The sequence below is a fragment of the Blastococcus sp. SYSU D00868 genome (assembly GCF_054050575.1).
Map to the genome: position 1 here is coordinate 1 of NZ_JBJGZO010000030.1, position 17887 is coordinate 17887.

The following is a 17887-nucleotide window of genomic DNA, read 5'->3' on the forward strand; positions in this document are numbered from 1 at the left end:
GTCCTCCCTCACCGTCCACGGTGAGGGAGGACGCGCCACGATCAGGTCACCTGGTCGTGGCCGGGGTCAGCGCCAGGCGAAGACCGGCTGCTCGAGGTGGGCGACCCGGGTGTCGCGGCCGCGGCAGGCGACCTGGCAGAACTGGTAGAGGACGGCGGCGGTCGGCGCGTGCACGAACCCGCCCTCCAGCGGCAGCTGGATGACCGGCTGGTCGGACTCGGGGATGCGGATCAGCCGCGGCTCGACGTCCAGGTCGGCGACCGGCACCAGGTGGATGCTCGCCACCTCGGCCTCGTGCGGGGTGAGCTCGCCGGGGTCGCCGGCCCAGCAGACCACCGGCGTCATCACGTAGCCCGAGCGGGTCACGTAGTCGTCGAGCAGCCCGAGCACCGCGGACGGCGGCAGGGTCAGCCCGACCTCCTCCTCGAGCTCCCGCAGGGCCCCCTCGACGGGGGTCTCGCCCGGGTCGAGCCGCCCGCCGGGCAGCGCCCACTGGCCGGCGTGGCTGCGCATCCGCGCGGCCCGGCGGGTGATCAGCAGGGTCGGGACGCCGTCGCACTCGACCACGCAGACCGCGACGGCGGCGTGCTTGAGGTCGGGCCGGTCGACCGCGGCGCGCGGGAAGGCCGAGACGCGGGCGGCGACGCCGTCCCGGTCGATCGGAGAACTCATCGGTGCACCTCCGGACGGACCGTACGACAGCGCTGCCGACCGAGTCCCGGCCGGTCAGCTGCCCTCCGCCCGGCGGCGCTCGATCGCCTGCAGGACGGTCTTCCGACCCCTCCCCAGCTCGCGCTCGGCCCGCTCGGCCCGGTCGAGGGTGCCGGCGTCCATGCCGGCGACCCGGTCGCGGGCCTCGGGGGCGGTCAGGTCGAGCAGCTCGGCGGCGGCCCGGGCCTCGCGGGCGGCCTCGGTGTTCGGGACGTGCTGGTCCTCGCCGCGCTGCTTGGCGCGGTCGGTCGCCCGCCGCTCGTCCTCGGTGAGCAGCTGCCAGGCGGCGTCGGGCAGGTAACGGCGGGTGGTGTCGCCGTCCCGGGCGCCGGTGCCGCCGTCGGCGGTGTGCCAGTCCTGGTCCGACCACTGCTGCAGGTGCCGCTGCGCCGCGGTGCGCTCGCCCGCGTGCCGGTAGCCGCCGCCGGCCGCCTCGTACTCGTGCGCGAGCAGCTGGCTCTTGCGCGCGCTCCACTGGCCGGGCCGGCCGCCGCGGTCGCCGGCCCTAATCTCCTCCTTGAGCCGCGCCCGCAGCTCCGGCTCGGTGTAGTCGTCGGCGTAGTCCTCCGCCGTCTTCCCGCTCATCCCCGCCCGGTACCCCGCGCGGGCTGGGCGCGCACGTGGATGCGCTCGCCCTGCGGGCCGTAGAGGTTGAGGATCTCGGCGGGGACGTCGCCGGGGTTGCCGACCCAGTGCGGGGTGCGGGTGTCGAACTCGGCCACCTCGCCGGCCCGCAGCAACAGGTCGTGCTCGCCCAGCAGCAGGCGGACCTGCCCCGACAGCACGTACATCCACTCGTGGCCCTCGTGCGTCTTCTGCTCCGGTTCGCCCGACGGCGTCCGCGGCGGGATGACCTGCTTGTAGGCCTGCACACCGCCCGGCCGGCGGGTGAGCGGCCAGAAGGTGTGCCCGCCCTTCTCGAAGGGCCGGGCGACGACCCGCGGGTCGGGGGTACCCGGCGCCCCGACCAGCTCGTCGACGGTCACCGAGTGCGCGCGGGCCAGGGGGAGCAGCAGCTCGAGCGTGGGCCGGCGCTGCCCCGACTCCAGCCGGGACAGCGTGCTCACCGAGATGCCGGTGGTCTCGGACAGCTGGGTGAGCGTCACGTCGCGCTTGGTCCGCAGCTCGCGCAGCCGGGGGCCCACCGCCGCCAGGACGTCGTCGTCGGTCACCGCACCAGTTTGCCGTTCCAGCAAGGAAGTTTGTCAAGACGGCGAGCGTGTGCGCACCCTCGTCGGCATGAGCGAACGAGTGGACGTCCTGGTGGTCGGCGGGGGAGCGGCGGGGTTGTCGGGGGCGCTGGCCCTCGCCCGCGCGCGGCGCAGCGTGCTGGTGGTCGACGGGGGGACGCCGCGCAACGCGCCCGCGGCCGGGGTGCACAACTTCCTGACCCGCGACGGCACCCCGCCGGCGGAGCTGATGGCCCTCGCCCGCGCGGAGGTGCGCGGCTACGGCGCCGAGGTCCGCGACGGGTGGGTGACGGCGGCCCGGCGGGTGGACGGCGGCTTCGCGGTGTCACTGGCCGACGGGTCGACGGTGCGCGCGCGCCGGCTGCTCGTGGCCACCGGCGCGAGCGACGAGCTGCCCGGCGTGCCGGGGCTGGCCGAGCTGTGGGGCACCGACGTGCTGCACTGCCCCTACTGCCACGGCTGGGAGGTCCGCGACCAGCCCGTCGGCATCCTGTCGTCCAGCGCCATGAGCACGCACGGCGCGCTGCTGTGGCGGCAGTGGACCGACGACGTGACCCTCTTCCTGCACACCGGCCCGGAGCCGACCGAGGAGCAGTGGGAGCAGCTCGCCGCCCGCGGCATCGAGGTGGTGTCCGGCGAGGTGGTCGGCCTGGAGACCGAGGACGGCCGGCTCAGCGGCGTCCGTCTCGCCGGCGGCGCCGTCGTCCCGCTGCGGGCGCTGGTCGCCCAGACCCGGGTCCGGGCACCCGGGGACCTGCTCGCCGACCTCGGGCTCGTCCCGGAGGAGGTCGGCATGAACGGCGTCGTCTTCGGCGAGGTGCTGCCCGCCGGCGCCGACGGGGCGACCCCGGTCCCGGGGATCTGGGTCGCCGGCAACGCGGGCGACGTCCGCGCGCAGGTGGTCGTGGCCGCGGCGCAGGGGCTGGCCGCCGCGGGGCAGGTCAACATGGACCTCGTGATGGAGGAGACCCGCGCGGCCGTCGCCGCCCGGACCGGGGCGGGCGCCGCGTGACCGTCTACGACGAGGCCTGGTGGGAGGAGCGCTACGCCTCCGGGGAGGCGCACTGGAGCGGCCGGCCCAACGACGTCCTGGTCGCGGAGACCACCGGCCTGGTGCCGGGCACCGCGCTCGACGTCGGCTGCGGGACCGGCGGCGACGCGATCTGGCTCGCCGAGCAGGGCTGGCGGGTGACCGGGGTCGACCTGTCCCGCACCGCCCTGGACCGGGCCGCCGCGGCGGCGGCGGAGCGCGGGGTGGCCGACCGGACGGCGTGGCAGTACGCCGACGTCACCACCTGGGCGCCCCCTCGGCATGCCTTCGACCTGGTGACGACGGCGTTCCTGCACGTCCCCGGCGGCGTGCGCGACGCCGTCGTGGCCCGGCTGGCCGCCGCGGTCGCGCCCGGCGGCACGCTGCTGGTGGCCCAGCACGACCCGAGCGACCTGCACACCGTCCGGCACGGGCAGGACCCGGACCTGTTCGCGACCGGCGAGCAGCTGGCCGCGGCGCTGCCGGCCGGCGAGTTCGACGTCCTCGTCGCCGGGGCGCGGCAGCGGCTGGGCCGGTCGCACGAGGGCGAGGACCTGCCGATGGCCGACGCGGTGCTGCGCGCCCGCCGGCGCTAGCGCTCAGCCGTCGCCCGGTGGCAGCAGGCGGGGGAGGAACACCTCGTCGATCGGTCGCGGGCCGACGTACTGCCGGCAGGTGCACGGCACCCACGTGTGGCCCGACCAGCGACCGCGCTTGTCGTAGGCGTCGCGGCGCAGCTCGGCGTAGCAGGTGTTGGTCTCGGTGTCGTGCTGGCTCAGCGTGTGGCCGCAGCCGCACACGGGGGCCGGCGGCGGCGGGGGCGGGGCCGGGCGGCGGCGGGTGAGCAGCCCGGCACCGTAGCCGGCCGCCAGCAGGCCGGCCCCGACCAGCAGGGTCACCGGGTCCACGGCGGCCTCCTCCCTCCGACGGCGTGCGCTCTCGACGGTAGCGCCGCCGGAGGGCGGAGGGTGCGCTCAGCCGGACTGCTTGCCGCGGCCGCTCACGGCGTCGCGGAGGTGGTCGAGGAGGCTGGCGACGGGGCCGAGCGCCGTGCGGACGCCCGCCTCGTTGGGCGTCAGGGGGTGCGGACGGGTGGGCGCGATCGCCTTGACCCGCTCGACGTCCCGGGCCATCTCGGCCAGGCGGTCGGACGGGAGGCTCTGCCGGAGCTCGGCGAACATGACCCCCTCCTCGTGCTCGACGTGGCCCCGGATCTCGCGGGCGAGGGTGGCGACCTCGTCGTCGAAGCCGGGGTCGCCGGGATCCATCCGCTCGAGGCGCTTCATCGTCTCCTCGGCCTCGCCGTGCTCGTGCTTGGAGCGCTCGGCCTCGTCTTGGTCCACCTCCGCCTCCACGCGGGGGTACACCTGGGTCTCCTCGGCGACGGAGTGCTTGACGATCCCGATCGTCACCTCGTCCACGAGGTCGCGCTTGCGTCGCAGGTCCTCCTCGCCGGTGCGGCCGAACAGCCCCTCGAGCTCCCGGAACAGCCGGTCGAACTCGCGGTGGTCGGCGGTCAGCAGGTCCACGACGTCACGGTCGGGTGCGGCGGTCATGGGTTCTCCCCTCACGCGCAGGCCCCCTCGGCTCGGGCCCACCAGGGTTCCCCGGGCGCGATCGGCCGACACCCGATCCGCCGGCGGGTCCGCAGCGCGACCGGTGTTTGCCCTGCGCAGGGCGTGGGCACGAGGGCAGCGTGGATCCCCTAGCGGTCGGCTTCGCGCGTCCTGACCGCTGGTCCTGGCACGGCACGTCGGAGCAGACGCCGTGGCACGCGGTGGTCGTGGACCGCCCGGCGCGCGACCTCGACGGCGTGGTCGACCTCGCGCTGTGCGGGGCCATCGTGCAGATCTGGGGCTCGCAGCGGTGGGAGCGGATGGGCACCGGGCGGACCGCCTGCCCCGAGTGTGTCCGCCTGACCGCGGCCGTGCCCGCGCCGCTCGTCCCGGCGCCCGCGGGGGCCACGCAGGCCGCGACGCCGCCGCTGCTGCGCGCCGTCTGAGCCGGGCCCCGGCCGGGGGCCGGGTCAGCGGCGGCCGCTGATCGCGGACAGGCCGGTGATCTCCCGGCCGACGATGAGCGCCTGCACGGAGTCGGTGCCCTCGAAGGTGAAGACCGCCTCCATGTCCGCGTGGTGACGGGCCACGTGGTGGTCCAGCAGGATCCCGTCGCCGCCCAGGACGTCGCGGGCGTCGGCGACGATCGCCCGGGCCTTCGCGGCGTGGTTCATCTTGGCCAGCGACGCCATCGCCGGCGTCATCCGCCCGGCGTCGGCCAGCTTCGACAGCCGCCAGCACATCAGCTGCATCGAGGTGATCTCGGCGAGCATCCGAGCCAGCTTGTCCTGCACGAGCTGGTAGCCGGCGATCGGCCGGCCGAACTGCTCGCGCCGCAGCGCGTGCGCCAGCGCCAGCTCGTAGGACGCGGTGGCCAGGCCCAGCGCCCGCCACGCGACGGTGTACCGCGTCCGGTCGAGGACCTGGGAGACGTCCCGGAAGGAGCGGCAGCCCGCGAGCCTGTTCTCCGCCGGCACCCGGACGTCGCTCAGCGTGATCTCGGCCTGCCAGACCGCCCGCAGCGCCGTCTTGCCGGTCATCACGGTCGCCTCGAAGCCCGGCGTCCCCCGCTCCACGACGTAGCCGCCGACGTCGCCGTCCTCGTCGCGCGCCCAGATCAGCACCAGGTCGGCGATGGAGCCGTTGCCGATCCACTTCTTCTGCCCGTCGAGCACGAACGCGTCGCCGTCGCGGCGGGCGGAGGTCTCCAGCGCGACGGCGTCGGAGCCGTGCCGCGGCTCGGTCAGGCCGAACGCGCCGATCAGCTCCATGCGGGCCATCGCCGGCAGCCAGCGCTGCCGCTGCTCCTCCGAGCCGAGCATCGCGATGGACTGCATCGCGAGGAAGCTGTGCACCCCGTTGAACGTGCCGATGCTGCCGTCGGCGCGGGCCAGCTCCGCGGCGACCAGCCCGGCCGAGACGGCGCTCATGCCGGGGCAGCCGTAGCCGGAGATCGTGCCGCCGGCGATGCCCAGCTCCGCCAGCCGCGGCACGAGGTGGGCCGGGAACTCCGCGCGCTCCCAGTAGTCGTTGACGATCGGCGTGACCTCCCGCTCCCCGAAGGCGCGCACGCGGTCGCGGATCTCGACCTCCTCCGGCTCGAGGAGCTCCTCCAGGGCGTAGAAGTCGGGGCTGGTCACGGCTGGGGACGCTACGGCGATCCGCGCTGCCGCGCAGGTCAGGCGCCGAGGAGCCCCCGCACGTAGCCGATCTGGCCCAGGTGCTGGAGGTCGTCGGCGAGCACGCTCACCAGGCGCACGCCGAGGGTGACCGGCGGGTCCCAGGAGGTGTCGACGACGCGGTCGAGGTCGGCGTCGGACAGCCCGCCCAGGAACTCCGCCGTCCGCGCGTGCACCGCGGCCGAGTACTCGACGAGCAGCGCCGGGTCCTCGACCCGGACGGCGGCGACCTCCTCGGCGGACATGCCGTAGCCGGTCGCGGCGTCGTCGACCGGCAGGCCGAACCGGCCGGCGAAGCCCTGCGCCGTCCAGACCTGCTCGCCGCCGGCCACCTCGGCGACGTGGTCGTCCTGGACGCGGAGCAGGTGCCAGGCCAGCCAGCCGACCGGGTTGGCGCCGGGCGCGACGCGGGCGGCCAGCTGCTCGGCGGTCAGCCCGTCGACGCTGCGCCGCAACGTCTGGTGGACCTGGGAGTACGCGTAGGACAGGACGTCGGAGCTCTGCACCGCCGCGGCATACCCGCGGCCGGCCCGCCGACGCCTGCCGACCCGCCGGGATACCTTGCCGCGGGACCAGCCGTCGACCCGGGAGGACCGGTGCCCTTCCTGCTGTTCGCCCGCCTGGCGCGGGTGCTGCGGCTGCGCCTGCGCAGCTGGCGGCTGCCGCTGGCGGTGACCGTCGTCGTCTTCCTCACCAGCTGGGCCGCGATGGCGCTGGTCGAGCCGCCCGACAGCGGACTGGCCGACCCGGGCACCTACTGGTGGTACTTCGTCGTCACGTCGGCGACCGTCGGCTACGGCGACGCCTTCCCCGTCTCGGTCGCCGGCCGGGTCGTGGGCGTCTACGTGATCATCGGCGGCATCGTCACGCTGACCCTGCTGTTCACCCAGCTCACCACGGCCCTGCAGACCGCGCGGGGCCGCCGCACGAGGGGAGTGGTCCCGCTGGACCTGGAGGGGCACGTGGTGCTGCTCGGCTACACGCCGGGCCGGACCGAGCGGATCGTCGCCGAGCTGACGGCCGAGCGCGGGGTGCGGGTGGTGCTGTGCGCCTGGGACGAGGTGGCCGAGGACCCGATGCCGCACCTGCCCGACGTCGACTTCGTCCGCGGCGACCTGACGCACGGCGACGTCATGGTGCGGGCGTGCGTGCCCCGGGCCCGGACGGCGGTCGTCGACGGCCGCGACGACAACGAGACGCTGGCGATCGCGGTCGCCGTGGACCACGCCAACCCGGGCATCCACCTGGTGGCCGCCGTCCGGGACCTGGCCCGGCAGGAGACGCTGCGCTACGTCAACCGCGGGGTGCAGGTCGTGCAGTGGCACATGCCGTCGCTGCTGTCGGAGGAGGCGGCCGACCCGGGGCTGACCCAGGTCTACAACGACCTCATGACCAGCGGCGGGCACGGGAACACCTACTCCACGCTCGTCCCCTCCGGGTCCGGGCTGGCCAGCGTGGGCGACGTGCAGACCCACCTCGGCCGGCGGTTCGGCGCCACGCTGCTGGCCGTCCGCGCGCCGGGGGGCGAGCTGACGGTCAGCCCGCCGTGGGACCGGCCCGTGCCGGCGGGCACGACGCTGTACTACGTGGCCCGGGAGCGGCTGGACCCCGCGCGGCTGTTCGCCGCGGCCTGACCCGGGCCGCTCAGCCCTCGCCGGCCGGGTCGGCCTCCGGCTCGCTGGCCGCCTCGAGCTCCTCCAGCTGCTCGGGCGGCGGCTGCTCCAGGGCGATGTCCCGCGGCTGCGGCTGGTCCGGTCCCGGCGTCGTCATGTCCCGAGCCTGACCCAGCGGGCGCCGCCGCGCGCGCCGGCGCCCGCGTCAGAAGGCCCCGAGGGCGAGACCGACCAGCACCACCACCCCGGCGGCGACGGCCAGCAGCACCGCGACGAGGACGACGACCGGCACCACCACCCAGCGCCGCCGGAACCGCGGCCGCCGGCCGGGCCGCCGGTCGGGCCGCGGGTCGGGCCGCGGGTCGGGCCGCCGGTCGGGCCGCCGGTCGGGCCGCCGGCCGGCTCCGGGCGGCGGGTCCGGTGGCGCGGGTGCCGCCGGGGCCCGCTGCGGCGTCCCGGGGCCCGCGCGCCGCGCGCGGCGCCGGTCGGCGAGGTACCGGGCCTGGTCGGCGGCGTCGCGGGCCACCGAGGACAGCAGCGCGGCCGACCCGACCGCGAGGGCCTTGAGGTCCTCGGCGCTGATCCGTTCCACCCGGTCGCCGCCGGCCGCCTCCGCGCGGTGCGGCGGGGGCGGCGGTGGCGGTGCGGTGGCCGGTCGCGGCGGGAGCGGCCAGCCGGGCCCGGCCGTGCCGGCGGACAGCGCGGCGAGCAGCTGCTCCCGGACCCGGGCGGCCGGGGTGCGCCGCGCCGGGTCCTTGTCGAGCAGGCCGCGCAGCACCGGTTCCAGCGGACCGGCGTGCAGCATCGGCGGGGGGTGCTCGGACACCACGGCCATCAGGGTCGCCATCGGCTCGTCCCGGGCGTACGCGGGCCGGCCCTCCACCGCGGTGTACAGCGTCGCGCCCAGGGACCACAGGTCCGCCGGCGGACCGGGGCGCGCGCCCTGCGCCCGCTCCGGCGACATGTAGGACGGCGACCCGATCAGCGTGCCGGTGGTCGTGAGCGAGGAGTCGCCGGTGGCGGTGGCGATCCCGAAGTCCGTGAGCCAGGCGCGGCCGTCCGCGTCCACCAGGACGTTGCCCGGCTTGACGTCGCGGTGCACGATGCCGGCCCGGTGGGCGGCGGCCAGGCCGTCGAGGACGTCCGCCCCGATGCGGGCCACGGCCTGCCACGGCAGCCGGCCGTGCTCCTCGACCAGCTACTGCAGGCTGCGCGAGGGGACGTGCTCCATCACCAGCCAGGGCCGGCCGTCCTCCTCGACGACGTCGAACACCGTCGTCACCCGCGGGTGGTCGAGGCCGGCCGCGTGGCGGGCCTCGCGCAGGGTGCGCTCCCGCAGCACCTGGCGCTCGTGCTCGGTCACGTGCAGCGGGTAGGTGATCTCCTTGACCGCGACCGGCCGGTCCAGGAGCCGGTCGGTGGCCAGCCACACGACCCCCATGCCGCCGCGCGCGATGACCTCGGTGAGCGTGTAGCGGCCACCCAGCACGCGGCCCTCGCCCCCGGCGTCGGCCGACATGGGCGGGACGCTACGCCCGGCCGCCGGTGCGCGGCGCGCCGTCGGCGCCGGGGAGCGGGCGCCCGGTGCCGCTCCGACGCGCGGGGCGGGGGCTGCCGGGCGCCGTCCGTGGGGGCTGCCATGCTGCCCCGGGCAGCGCGCCGGCCGGTGGACGGCCGGGCGCCCTGCGCGCCGTGGACCCGTGCGGCGCGCGGCAGCATCGACCAGGAGGTACCGCATGACCACGCCGGGCTCGAACGGCCCCGACCAGCAGAGCGGGGGCGCTGCTGCCGGCTGGGGCCAGCCGGCCGCCGGCTCCCCGGGCGGCTTCCCGCCGCCGCCGCCGGGCAGCACCCCGCCGCCCCCGCCGCCGGGTGGCTTCCCGCAGGGCCAGTACCAGCCGCAGCCGGGGCAGGCGCCCTACCCGCCGCAGGGCGGTGCCCCGTACCCGCCGCAGTCCGGCGCCGGCGCGTTCGGCGCGCCGCAGAAGTCGGGCCTGCCGAAGTGGCTGATCCCCGTGATCGCCGGCGTGGTGCTCGTGGGCGCCGCACTGGCGCTGTTCGCCTTCTTCGGCAGCGGCACGCCCGAGGTCGGGGACTGCCTGGACAGCGACTCCGGGAACCCCGAGGTCGTCGACTGCGACGACTCCGCGGCCGTGCTGCGGATCATCGGCGAGCACGACGAGGAGCTGACCTCGGCGGAGTTCTACTCCGACGACAGCACCTGCAGCGCCTTCCCGGAGACCGAGTACCAGCTCTGGTACGGCGAGGTCGACGAGTCCGACGCCGAGGGCACGATCTACTGCACCCAGTACGTGAACTGAGCGTCGACGCCCTCCTCGGGCCCGGCCGGCGACCCGCCGACCGGGCCCGAGGTCCGTCCGGGGGCCGGTCAGCCGGCGGCGAGCCGGGCGTCGAGGAGCTCGGTCTCCCGCCGCAGCACCGCCCCCACCAGTTCCCGCACCGCCCCCTCCGCCTGCCGGCCGATCAGCGGGGCGTCGACGCGGGCCTCGGCGGTCAGCACCGAGCGGGTGCCCGCGCCGCCGGGGGTGAGCCGGCGCTCGCCGGTCACCTCGACCGTGCGGCCGAAGACCTCGGCGCGGACCTCGACGTCGCAGCGCCACCCGTCGCCGTCCCGGTGCCACCGGCGGGTGTCGGTGACCGGCACCTCGCGGGCCACGAAGCGGGCGAACACGGCGGGGATGCCGGCCGTCGGCGCGAGCATCCGGACCCGGGTCGTGGCGCCGTCGCTGGTCGCCTCCTGCAGCCGGGCGCCCAGCGCCGCGGTCGTCTCGCGGAGGAAGGACTCCTCGGCGAGCACCGCCTGCACGCGGTCGGGTGGGGCGGGGTGGTCGGTCGCGACGTCGATGGGCACGCCCCATCCTCGGCGGAGGACGGGGCGTGCGCCCGGCGGGACCGGCCGGCTCAGCCGCGCAGCGCGGCCCGGGCCACCGGGACGAGCGCGGCCAGCACGAGCGCCTCGCCCAGGACCGTGACGGCCACCGGGAACTCGCCGCTGGCGAGCACGAACCCGGCCAGGTAGGCCGGCGCGGCCCAGACGGCGACGTCGGCGCGGGCGCGGACCAGCGCGGCGGTCGTCGCGAGGGTGCCGAGGATCGCCATGCCGACCAGCGGGCCGAGGACGAGGAACGGCGGGCCCTGCTGCACCTCGGTCCACAGCGCGGCCGCCTCCGGCCCGCCCCGCTCGGCGATCACCTGGGCGACGAGCCGCATTCCCGCGAAGCCGCCGCCCCCGACGCAGCCGGCGGCCAGCAGCGCCGCCGCGATGCCCGACAGCCACGGCGCCCGGCGGCGGCCGGCCAGCGCGACCGTGGCGGCCAGCGCCAGGGTGGCGACCATGCCGACGAGGTAGACGACGATCGAGGCCACCTGGCTGGTCGGCGCCTCGGCCAGGCCGGCCAGCCACGGGCCCGCCTCGTCGCGGGGCAGGCCGGTCGAGGAGAGCAGCGCCTGCACGGCCAGGGCGACCGGGCCGACGAGGGCGGCGCCGACCAGGAGCCGGCGGCGGGGGTGGACCACGTCCGGGGCGGGCGCGGCCGGTGCCGGCGCCGCCGGCGCGGGGGAGGTGGTGGCCGCGGGGGCGAGCAGGCCGGTGCCGAGGTGCGTGGTGCTGTCCATGTCGGGATCTCCAGGGAGGGGGCCGGCTCCGTCGGCCGGACGGGGAGAACCGTCGCGGCCGCGCCGTCCCGGCGGCATCGGCCGGCGGTCCCGACGTGCCGGGGGAGCGGTGTCCCTGGGGGCCGGGACACCGCCGCTGCCACCATGTCGCGGTGCCCCGCCCCCCGACGTCCGTGCGCCCCGCCGCAGGCGTGCCCGCCGCGCTGGCCGCCGCCCTCGGGCTGGCGGCCGCGGTCGGCGCCCTGGTGCTGTCGCTCACCGCGGTCGACGACCCGGACCCGGCGACGGTGGCCTGGGGGCTGGCCGGCGCCGGCGGCGCGGGCGGGCTGGGCGCCCTGGTCGCGGCGCAGCGGCCGCGGCTGCTCGCCGGCTGGCTGCTGCTCGTGGTCGGTGTGTGCAGCGGCGGCGTCGCGCTGGCCGCGACCGTCGCGGCCGCCGTCCTGCCCACCGACCCGGCGTCCGGGCTCGGCGCGGCCGCCTTCTGGCTGTCGACGTGGCTGTGGGTGCCGGCGTACGTGCCCGTGCCGGCGCTGCTCCTCCAGGTGCTGCCCGAGGGCCGGCTGCCCGGCCGGGGGTGGGGCGCCGCGTTCGCCGTCGGCGTCGCCGGGGTGCTGCTCGCGCCGGCCGCGTGGGCCGGAACGCCCTACGACCAGCAGGACCAGCCGGTGCCGGCCGGCTACGGCGACCCGGTGCACCCGGCCGGGGTGGACGGCGCCTTCGCGGTCGTCGGGTTCTCGCTGGTGCTCGTGCTGCTGGGCACCGCGGCCGGCCTGGCGTCGCTGGTCGTGCGGCTGCGGCGCAGCACCGGCCGGGAGCGCGAGCAGGTGCTGTGGGTGCTCGCCGGGGCGCTGGGCACCGTGCTGCTGATCGCCCTGGCGTGGGCGGTGCCGCCGGCGCAGACCGCGTTCATCGCCGCCGCGCTCCTGCCGCTGCCGGCCGCGGTCGCCTGGGCGCTGGTCCGGACCCGGCTGTGGGACCTCGACCCGCTGCTGGGCCGCACCCTGGTGTACCTGTCGCTGAGCCTGCTGGCGCTGGCGGTCTACGGCGGGCTCGTGGTGCTGGCCGGGACGCTGTTCGGCGGCTGGGGCCGGGAGGCGGACCTGCTGGTGTTCGCGCTGGCCGCCGTGCTGGTGCAGCCGGCGCGGGACGCCCTGCAGCGGGGCGTCAACCGGCTGCTCTACGGCGACGCGGTCGACCCGGCGGTGGTGGTCGGCGAGCTGGGCCGGCGGGTGGACTCGGCGGTCACCCCGGCCGAGGTGCTGCCCGGGGTCGTCGACGTGCTCGCGCGCACCCTGCGGCTGCCGTACGTCGCGCTGCGCCTGCCCGGGCGGGCCCCAGTGACGGCGGGCGCCCGGCCGGCCGGCGAGCCGCGGACGCTGCCGCTGCTGCACCAGGGGCGGGCGGTCGGGGAGCTCGACGTCGTCCTGCCCGCCGGGGGCCTCGGGCCCCGGCTGCGCTCCCTGCAGGAGGAGCTGGTGCGCCAGACCGCGCAGGCGGCGCACGCGGTGCTGCTGGCCGACGAGCTGCAGCGCTCGCGGGAGTCGATCGTCAGCTCCCGCGAGGAGGAGCGGCGCCGGCTCCGGCACGACCTGCACGACGGCCTGGGCCCCGGCCTCGCCGCGACGGCGATGCAGCTGGAGGCGGTGGCCGACCTCGTGCCGGCCGACCCGGACCGGGCGCGGGCGGTCCTGGACCAGGCCGCGGAGTACCTGCGCGGCACCGTGGCCGAGGTGCGGCGGATCGTCGACGACCTGCGCCCGGCGGCGCTCGGCGACCTCGGCCTCGTCGGGGCGGTCCGGGCGCACGCCGCCCGGCTGGCCGACGGCGGCGTCGAGGTCACCGTCGACGCGCCGGACGACCTCGGGGAGCTCTCCGCCGCGGCCGAGGTGGCAGCGTTCCGCATCGTGGGAGAGGCCATGACCAACGTCGCCCGGCACGCCCGGGCCACGCGCGCGCACGTGACGATCGCCTGCCGCGGCGGGGCGCTGGAGCTGTGCGTGTCCGACGACGGCGTCGGCGTGCGGCCCGGCGCGCCGGCCGGGGTGGGCCTGGGCTCGATGCACCAGCGCGCCGCCGAGCTCGGCGGCAGCTGCGTGGTCACCGGCGGGCGGGGGACGACGGTGCGCGCCGTGCTGCCGACGGGGGCGGCATGACCACCGTGCTGGTGGTCGACGACCACCCGATGTTCCGCGACGGCCTGGTCGCCCTGGTCGACTCGCTGGACTGGGCGCAGGTGGTGGCGCAGGCCGAGGACGCCGAGGCCGCCGTCGCCGCGGCGCTGGAGCACCGGCCCGACGTCGTCCTCATGGACCTGCACCTGCCGCGCGGCAACGGCCTGGAGGCGACGGCGCGGATCACCGCGGCGCTGCCGGGCACCGCCGTCCTGGTGCTGACCATGGTGGAGAACCAGGACGCCGTCGCGGCCGCGCTGCGCTCCGGGGCCCGCGGCTACCTGGTGAAGGGGTCCTCGCGGGCGCAGATCGCCCGGGCGATCGAGGCCGTCGCCGACGGCGAGACGATCCTCGGCCGCGGGGTGTCCGGGGCGCTGTCGCGGCTGAGCACCCGCGGCGACGCGCTCGCCGCCTTCCCCGACCTGACCGACCGCGAGCGGGAGGTCCTCGAGCTCATGGCCACGGGGATGACCAACGGGGAGATCGCCGGGCGGCTGTACCTGTCGGACAAGACCGTGCGCAACGTCGTCTCGGCCGTGTTCGCCAAGCTGCAGGTCACCAGCCGCGCCGAGGCGGTCGCCCGGGCCAGGGACGCCGGTCTCGGCGGCGCCGCCCCGGGCCTCGGGGTGGCGCCGGGCTGACCCGCCTCAGCCGGCCGGGGCGGGGGCCGGGGCGGTCGGGTCGGCGGGCGGCTGCTCGGCCTGGGCGGGGAGTTGCTCGGCCGGGGGCTCCTCCACGGGTGGCTGCTCGGCGGGCGGCTCTTCCACGGGTGGCTGCTCGGCCGGGGGCTCCTCGACGGGTGGTTCCTCCACGGGTGGTTCCTCCACGGGTGGCTGTTCGGCGGGTGGCTGTTCGGCCGGGGGTTGCTCGGCGGGCGGCGGTTCCACGGGTGGCTGCTCCGCGGGCGGTTCCTCCGCCGGGGGCTGCTCCACCGAGGGCTCCTCCGCGGGCGGCTGCGCGTGCGGGGGCTCCTCGGCGGGCGGCTCCTCGACGGGTGGCTGCTCCGCGGGTGGCTCCGCGGGTGGCTCCGCGGGTGGCTGCTCCGCCGGCGGCTCCTCCGCCACGGGCGGCTGCTCGGCCGCCGCGGGCACGACGGCTCGGGCACCGGCAGGGTGGGCGTGGTGGCCGGCGCCTCGGGCGCCGCCGCCCCGGCGGTAGCGGGGTCCGGCGGGTGGGGCGGCGCGGGGGCGGCCCGCCACAGCCGCGGGGGCAACGAGCGCGCCGGCTCGGGCGCGACCGACGCGACCGGCGGCGCGGTCGCGGTCGCCAGCAGGTCCAGCCCGGGCAGGTCGCCGATCGTCGGGACCAGCAGCGGCCCCGCGCGCAGCCCGCCGCCGGCCGCCGGGGTCCCCGCCGAGCCGCTGCCGGCCGCGGCGCTGAGCACCGGTCCCGGCGGGTACGCGACCGGGGCGTCGACGCTGCCGACCGCGGAGAGCCAGGCCGCCAGACCGAGCGCGAGGGCGCAGCCGCCGATCGCCGGTGCGGCGCGCTCGCCCGGTCTGCCCATCGCGCATCCCCCTCCGCCGGTCCCGTCGGCCGCATCGTGGCCGCCCCGGGTGGCCGGGAGGCGACCGCCGGGCGACGGCCCGCCGGCCGGTCGGCGGTCCCCGTGCGAGCCGCTCGGCACAGCACCGGGGCCGTCACGCTGCGTGCACGCGCGGCTGCGCGGTCCCCGGCTCAGCCGGCGGCGAAGAGGGTGACCCGGTCGGGGTGCGCGGTGAACGGATTGGCCCACTCCGACGCCGCCCCGGTGATCGGCTGGGCGTCGGTCACCACGACGTACGGCGTCCCCGGGTAGACGGCGAGGACCCGGGTGGCCGAGGTCAGCACCTCGGTCCGCTCGATCAGCTCCCCGCGGCGCAGCTGCTGCGTCGTCCGCTCGCCGCGCAGCTCCTCGCCGACCGCGGCGGTCCACGCGGCGCCGTCCTGGGTGAACGCGATCGACCGCACCCGCTGCCCCGGCGGGGCCGGCTCGCAGCCGGCGAACTCGGCCAGCGCCTCGTACAGCCGCTCCGCCTGCTCGTCGTCGGTCGCGCGCGGGAGGAAGAAGGCAGTCATGCCCCGCATCCTCGCCGCCGGTACCGACAGCCCCGGTACCGACAGCCCGGGTACCGACAGCCCCGGTACCGGAGCAGCTGCGCGGCGACGGGCGCGACCGGCGACGGGGGCCGGCGCGCGCGGCGGGTCAGCCGGGACCTCGCTCCCGGGGCGGTGGCACCGCGCGCAGCCGCCGCTCGGTGCGCGCCACCGCGGCCCGGATGGCCGGGGCGCGCTCGGCGTGGGCCCGGCCGCTGTAGCTGTCGGGGCCGTGGCGGCGCAGCGTGTCGGCGAGCCGCTCCTCGACGGAGACGGTCCGCCCGTCGGGTCCGGCGGTCTGGTCGGCGAAGGTCAGCGCGTCGGCCAGCGGGCCGGGGACGGCGACGTCCCCCGTGACCTCCGCGAGCGGGCCGGACAGGTCACGGAGCGCGGCGACCGACCGGGCCTCGGAGTGCTGGGCGACCAGCGCCACCACGAGCGGGGGCCAGCCGTGCCGGCGCAGGTACAGCGCGCCGTCCAGGGGGTGGAAGCCGGTGCGCAGCAGCGCGGGGGCGTACCCGATGTCGTGCAGCCAGGCCGCGGCGAGGAGCAGCGACCGGTCGCCCGGCGGGACCGCGGGGGCGGCGACCGCCGCGCGCCCGGCCGCCGCCCGGACGTGCCGCCAGCGGGCCCCGCTCCCGGCCAGCAGCCGGGCGGCGAGGTCGCGGGCGTCCTCGACGAGCTGCTGGTCCGTCGCGGGGGCGGGTCGGTCGGTCGTCGATGGCACGTGCGTCTCCCGGGCGGTGTCGGACCCCGAGGACAGCGGCGGCCGGTGGCCCGCGCATCGTCCGCCACGGATGGCCCCCCGGTCCGGTCAGGCGGCCACCTCCTCCCGTTCGGTGCGCGGGAGCAGCAGCGCGGCGACCCACCCGACGACGGCGAAGGCGCCGACGACGACGATGGCGGTGGCGAACGGCGCGGTGCCCGCGGCAGTCGCGACGACGAGCACCGAGCCGGCGATCGCCACACCCAGGGACGAGCCGAGGTTCGACACGCTCCGGGAGACGCCGGAGATGTCGCCCTGCACCTCCTCCGGCCACGCCGACTGCACGACGTTCACCGAGGCGGTGAGCATCGCGCCGACGCCGAAGCCCATGAGGAACAGGCCGGGCCAGAAGGTCCAGATCGCCGAGTCCACCCGGACGAGGGCCAGCAGCAGGGCGAGGCCCACGACGGTGAGCGTGAACCCGCCCCGGATCAGCACCCGCTGCGGGTGGCGGCCGGCCATCCGCTGGGCCATCCCGGAGGAGAGCAGGATCCCGACGGTGGCCGGCACGAGCATCAGACCCGTCTGGATGGCCGAGTAGCCCCGCTCCTGCTGCAGGAAGACCGAGATCACGAAGAACGAGCCCTGCATCACCAGCCACTGCACCGTCTGGGTGGTCAGGCCGAGGTTCGACGTGCGGCTGCGGAACAGCCGCACCGACACCAGCGGGGTGCCCCCGCGGGCCTCCGTCGCCCGGGCGTGCACGAAGAACGCGGCCAGGACGAGCACGCCCAGCGCGACGAGCAGCCACACCCGCGCCGACGTCCAGCCCTGGGTGTTGGTCTGCAGGATGCCGAAGACGACGAAGAACAGGCCGGCCGCCGACAGCACCGCGCCGAGGACGTCGAAGTGCGGCCGCTGCGCCGGCAGCGGCGGGTCGTCGATCCGCCGGGCCAGCACGGCGACCAGGGCGACGACGGCCACCTGCAGCAGGAAGGAGGCCCGCCAGCTGACGGCGCTGGTGATCAGGCCGCCGATCAGCGGCCCCGCCGCCGCACCCAGCCCGGCGGCCGCGCTGACCACGCCGAACCACTTGGCCCGCGTCCTCATGTCGTCGAAGAGGACCGTGACGAGGATGTAGATCGGCGGGATGAGCAGCGCCGAGCCGACGCCCTCCAGCAGGGAGTAGCCGACCATCAGCACGGCCAGGCCCGGGGCCAGCGCCGCGATGAGCGCGCCCGCCCCGTAGATCACCAGACCCAGGACGAAGCAGTACTTGCGGCCCCAGATGTCGGTGAGCTTGCTGCCCGGGATCATCAGGGCGGCCATCGTCAGCGTGAACAGCGTGATGGTCGTCTGGATCCCGGCCACGTCGGTGTCGAGGTCGTCGGCGATCGTGCTGATCGCGACGTTCATGTTCGACGCGGCGTAGCTCGCGATGAACTGGGCGAGGGCTAGCGGGAGGACGACGGCCCCGGCGGCCGCCGCGGTCGTCGTCCCCTCCCGGGTCCGGTGCATG

General features: G+C 77.4%; 21 protein-coding genes and 1 pseudogene. 7 read left to right on the plus strand and 15 right to left on the minus strand.

Going from position 1 to position 17887, the window contains the following annotated elements; genetic code table 11:
* Nucleotides 1-66: 66 nt before the first annotated feature.
* The 3 genes from ACI79F_RS19785 to ACI79F_RS19795 are packed head-to-tail and all read right to left on the minus strand — an operon-like array spanning nucleotide 67 to nucleotide 1883.
* Nucleotides 67-672: an NUDIX hydrolase gene (locus ACI79F_RS19785; RefSeq protein WP_456546849.1), complete on the minus strand. Its 606-nt coding sequence runs from the start codon at nucleotides 670-672 to the stop codon at nucleotides 67-69.
* Nucleotides 673-726: 54 nt separating this feature from the next.
* Nucleotides 727-1296 carry a hypothetical protein gene (locus ACI79F_RS19790; RefSeq protein ID WP_456546848.1) on the minus strand — a complete coding sequence of 190 codons (570 nt, stop codon included), beginning with the start codon at nucleotides 1294-1296 and terminating at the stop codon, nucleotides 727-729.
* Nucleotides 1293-1883, minus strand: coding sequence for a helix-turn-helix domain-containing protein (locus ACI79F_RS19795; RefSeq protein ID WP_456546847.1), 591 nt, complete (start codon nucleotides 1881-1883; stop codon nucleotides 1293-1295). Before ACI79F_RS19795 ends, ACI79F_RS19790 begins: the two co-directional genes overlap by 4 nt.
* A gap of 67 nt (nucleotides 1884-1950) precedes the next feature.
* On the opposite strand from ACI79F_RS19795, the gene ACI79F_RS19800 reads away from it, so the two are divergent.
* Entirely contained in the window at nucleotides 1951-2913 is a 963-nt protein-coding gene (locus tag ACI79F_RS19800; RefSeq protein ID WP_456546846.1) for an NAD(P)/FAD-dependent oxidoreductase, read from the plus strand.
* On the plus strand, nucleotides 2910-3527 hold the full coding sequence (locus ACI79F_RS19805; RefSeq protein ID WP_456546845.1) for an SAM-dependent methyltransferase: 618 nt from the start codon (nucleotides 2910-2912) through the stop codon (nucleotides 3525-3527). The genes ACI79F_RS19800 and ACI79F_RS19805 overlap by 4 nt, the downstream gene beginning before the upstream one ends.
* A gap of 3 nt (nucleotides 3528-3530) precedes the next feature.
* Here the strand turns inward: ACI79F_RS19805 and ACI79F_RS19810 are convergent, their stop codons facing one another.
* Complete coding sequence (locus ACI79F_RS19810) at nucleotides 3531-3839, minus strand: hypothetical protein (RefSeq protein WP_456546844.1); 309 nt, start codon at nucleotides 3837-3839, stop codon at nucleotides 3531-3533.
* 66 nt (nucleotides 3840-3905) lie between these two features.
* Nucleotides 3906-4487 carry a hemerythrin domain-containing protein gene (locus ACI79F_RS19815; RefSeq protein ID WP_456546843.1) on the minus strand — a complete coding sequence of 194 codons (582 nt, stop codon included), beginning with the start codon at nucleotides 4485-4487 and terminating at the stop codon, nucleotides 3906-3908.
* 140 nt (nucleotides 4488-4627) lie between these two features.
* Between ACI79F_RS19815 and ACI79F_RS19820 the strand changes: the two genes are divergently transcribed.
* Entirely contained in the window at nucleotides 4628-4933 is a 306-nt protein-coding gene (locus tag ACI79F_RS19820) for a hypothetical protein (RefSeq protein WP_456546842.1), read from the plus strand.
* A 24-nt stretch (nucleotides 4934-4957) separates the two neighbouring features.
* Here the strand turns inward: ACI79F_RS19820 and ACI79F_RS19825 are convergent, their stop codons facing one another.
* On the minus strand, nucleotides 4958-6127 hold the full coding sequence (locus ACI79F_RS19825) for an acyl-CoA dehydrogenase family protein (RefSeq protein ID WP_456546841.1): 1170 nt from the start codon (nucleotides 6125-6127) through the stop codon (nucleotides 4958-4960).
* 38 nt (nucleotides 6128-6165) lie between these two features.
* Nucleotides 6166-6672: a mycothiol transferase gene (locus ACI79F_RS19830; RefSeq protein WP_456546840.1), complete on the minus strand. Its 507-nt coding sequence runs from the start codon at nucleotides 6670-6672 to the stop codon at nucleotides 6166-6168.
* A 90-nt stretch (nucleotides 6673-6762) separates the two neighbouring features.
* On the opposite strand from ACI79F_RS19830, the gene ACI79F_RS19835 reads away from it, so the two are divergent.
* On the plus strand, nucleotides 6763-7800 hold the full coding sequence (locus tag ACI79F_RS19835; protein WP_456546839.1) for an ion channel: 1038 nt from the start codon (nucleotides 6763-6765) through the stop codon (nucleotides 7798-7800).
* A 10-nt stretch (nucleotides 7801-7810) separates the two neighbouring features.
* Here ACI79F_RS19835 and ACI79F_RS19840 read toward each other — a convergent pair whose 3' ends face one another.
* Together ACI79F_RS19840 and ACI79F_RS19845 are read right to left on the minus strand one after the other, a co-directional pair.
* Nucleotides 7811-7936: a hypothetical protein gene (locus tag ACI79F_RS19840; protein ID WP_456546838.1), complete on the minus strand. Its 126-nt coding sequence runs from the start codon at nucleotides 7934-7936 to the stop codon at nucleotides 7811-7813.
* 48 nt (nucleotides 7937-7984) lie between these two features.
* A pseudogene (locus ACI79F_RS19845) lies at nucleotides 7985-9517 on the minus strand (serine/threonine-protein kinase).
* Here ACI79F_RS19845 and ACI79F_RS19850 point away from each other — a divergent pair.
* On the plus strand, nucleotides 9516-10100 hold the full coding sequence (locus ACI79F_RS19850) for an LppU/SCO3897 family protein (RefSeq protein ID WP_456546837.1): 585 nt from the start codon (nucleotides 9516-9518) through the stop codon (nucleotides 10098-10100). The pseudogene ACI79F_RS19845 and the gene ACI79F_RS19850 overlap by 2 nt on opposite strands.
* A 68-nt stretch (nucleotides 10101-10168) precedes the next feature.
* Here ACI79F_RS19850 and ACI79F_RS19855 read toward each other — a convergent pair whose 3' ends face one another.
* Both ACI79F_RS19855 and ACI79F_RS19860 read right to left on the minus strand, forming a co-directional pair.
* On the minus strand, nucleotides 10169-10651 hold the full coding sequence (locus ACI79F_RS19855) for a DUF2505 domain-containing protein (protein WP_456546836.1): 483 nt from the start codon (nucleotides 10649-10651) through the stop codon (nucleotides 10169-10171).
* A 50-nt stretch (nucleotides 10652-10701) separates the two neighbouring features.
* On the minus strand, nucleotides 10702-11415 hold the full coding sequence (locus ACI79F_RS19860) for a hypothetical protein (RefSeq protein ID WP_456546835.1): 714 nt from the start codon (nucleotides 11413-11415) through the stop codon (nucleotides 10702-10704).
* Nucleotides 11416-11567: 152 nt separating this feature from the next.
* Between ACI79F_RS19860 and ACI79F_RS19865 the strand changes: the two genes are divergently transcribed.
* Both ACI79F_RS19865 and ACI79F_RS19870 read left to right on the plus strand, forming a co-directional pair.
* Nucleotides 11568-13568: a histidine kinase gene (locus ACI79F_RS19865; protein WP_456546834.1), complete on the plus strand. Its 2001-nt coding sequence runs from the start codon at nucleotides 11568-11570 to the stop codon at nucleotides 13566-13568.
* Nucleotides 13565-14227 (plus strand): response regulator, encoded by a 663-nt coding sequence (locus tag ACI79F_RS19870; protein WP_456546833.1) that lies wholly within the window; start codon nucleotides 13565-13567, stop codon nucleotides 14225-14227. Before ACI79F_RS19865 ends, ACI79F_RS19870 begins: the two co-directional genes overlap by 4 nt.
* Nucleotides 14228-14233: 6 nt before the next feature.
* Here the strand turns inward: ACI79F_RS19870 and ACI79F_RS19875 are convergent, their stop codons facing one another.
* From ACI79F_RS19875 to ACI79F_RS19890, 4 genes are all read right to left on the minus strand, one after another.
* Nucleotides 14234-14398 carry a hypothetical protein gene (locus ACI79F_RS19875; protein WP_456546832.1) on the minus strand — a complete coding sequence of 55 codons (165 nt, stop codon included), beginning with the start codon at nucleotides 14396-14398 and terminating at the stop codon, nucleotides 14234-14236.
* A gap of 865 nt (nucleotides 14399-15263) precedes the next feature.
* Complete coding sequence (locus ACI79F_RS19880; protein WP_456546831.1) at nucleotides 15264-15644, minus strand: hypothetical protein; 381 nt, start codon at nucleotides 15642-15644, stop codon at nucleotides 15264-15266.
* A gap of 127 nt (nucleotides 15645-15771) precedes the next feature.
* Nucleotides 15772-16389, minus strand: coding sequence for an HD domain-containing protein (locus ACI79F_RS19885; protein ID WP_456546830.1), 618 nt, complete (start codon nucleotides 16387-16389; stop codon nucleotides 15772-15774).
* 87 nt (nucleotides 16390-16476) lie between these two features.
* Nucleotides 16477-17886, minus strand: a complete 1410-nt coding sequence (locus ACI79F_RS19890) for an MFS transporter (protein ID WP_456546829.1) — start codon at nucleotides 17884-17886, stop codon at nucleotides 16477-16479.
* Nucleotide 17887 lies beyond the last annotated feature (1 nt).

Excerpts from the sequence above, each read along its gene's own strand:
- ACI79F_RS19890 (WP_456546829.1), bottom strand. The coding sequence starts at position 17,886 with ATGCACCGGACCCGGGAGGGGACGACGACCGCGGCGGCCGCCGGGGCC.
- ACI79F_RS19800 (WP_456546846.1), top strand. The coding sequence starts at position 1,951 with ATGAGCGAACGAGTGGACGTCCTGGTGGTCGGCGGGGGAGCGGCGGGG.
- ACI79F_RS19850 (WP_456546837.1), top strand. The coding sequence starts at position 9,516 with ATGACCACGCCGGGCTCGAACGGCCCCGACCAGCAGAGCGGGGGCGCT.
- ACI79F_RS19870 (WP_456546833.1), top strand. The coding sequence starts at position 13,565 with ATGACCACCGTGCTGGTGGTCGACGACCACCCGATGTTCCGCGACGGC.
- ACI79F_RS19785 (WP_456546849.1), bottom strand. The coding sequence starts at position 672 with ATGAGTTCTCCGATCGACCGGGACGGCGTCGCCGCCCGCGTCTCGGCC.
- ACI79F_RS19790 (WP_456546848.1), bottom strand. The coding sequence starts at position 1,296 with ATGAGCGGGAAGACGGCGGAGGACTACGCCGACGACTACACCGAGCCG.
- ACI79F_RS19815 (WP_456546843.1), bottom strand. The coding sequence starts at position 4,487 with ATGACCGCCGCACCCGACCGTGACGTCGTGGACCTGCTGACCGCCGAC.
- ACI79F_RS19840 (WP_456546838.1), bottom strand. The coding sequence starts at position 7,936 with ATGACGACGCCGGGACCGGACCAGCCGCAGCCGCGGGACATCGCCCTG.
- ACI79F_RS19880 (WP_456546831.1), bottom strand. The coding sequence starts at position 15,644 with ATGACTGCCTTCTTCCTCCCGCGCGCGACCGACGACGAGCAGGCGGAG.
- ACI79F_RS19860 (WP_456546835.1), bottom strand. The coding sequence starts at position 11,415 with ATGGACAGCACCACGCACCTCGGCACCGGCCTGCTCGCCCCCGCGGCC.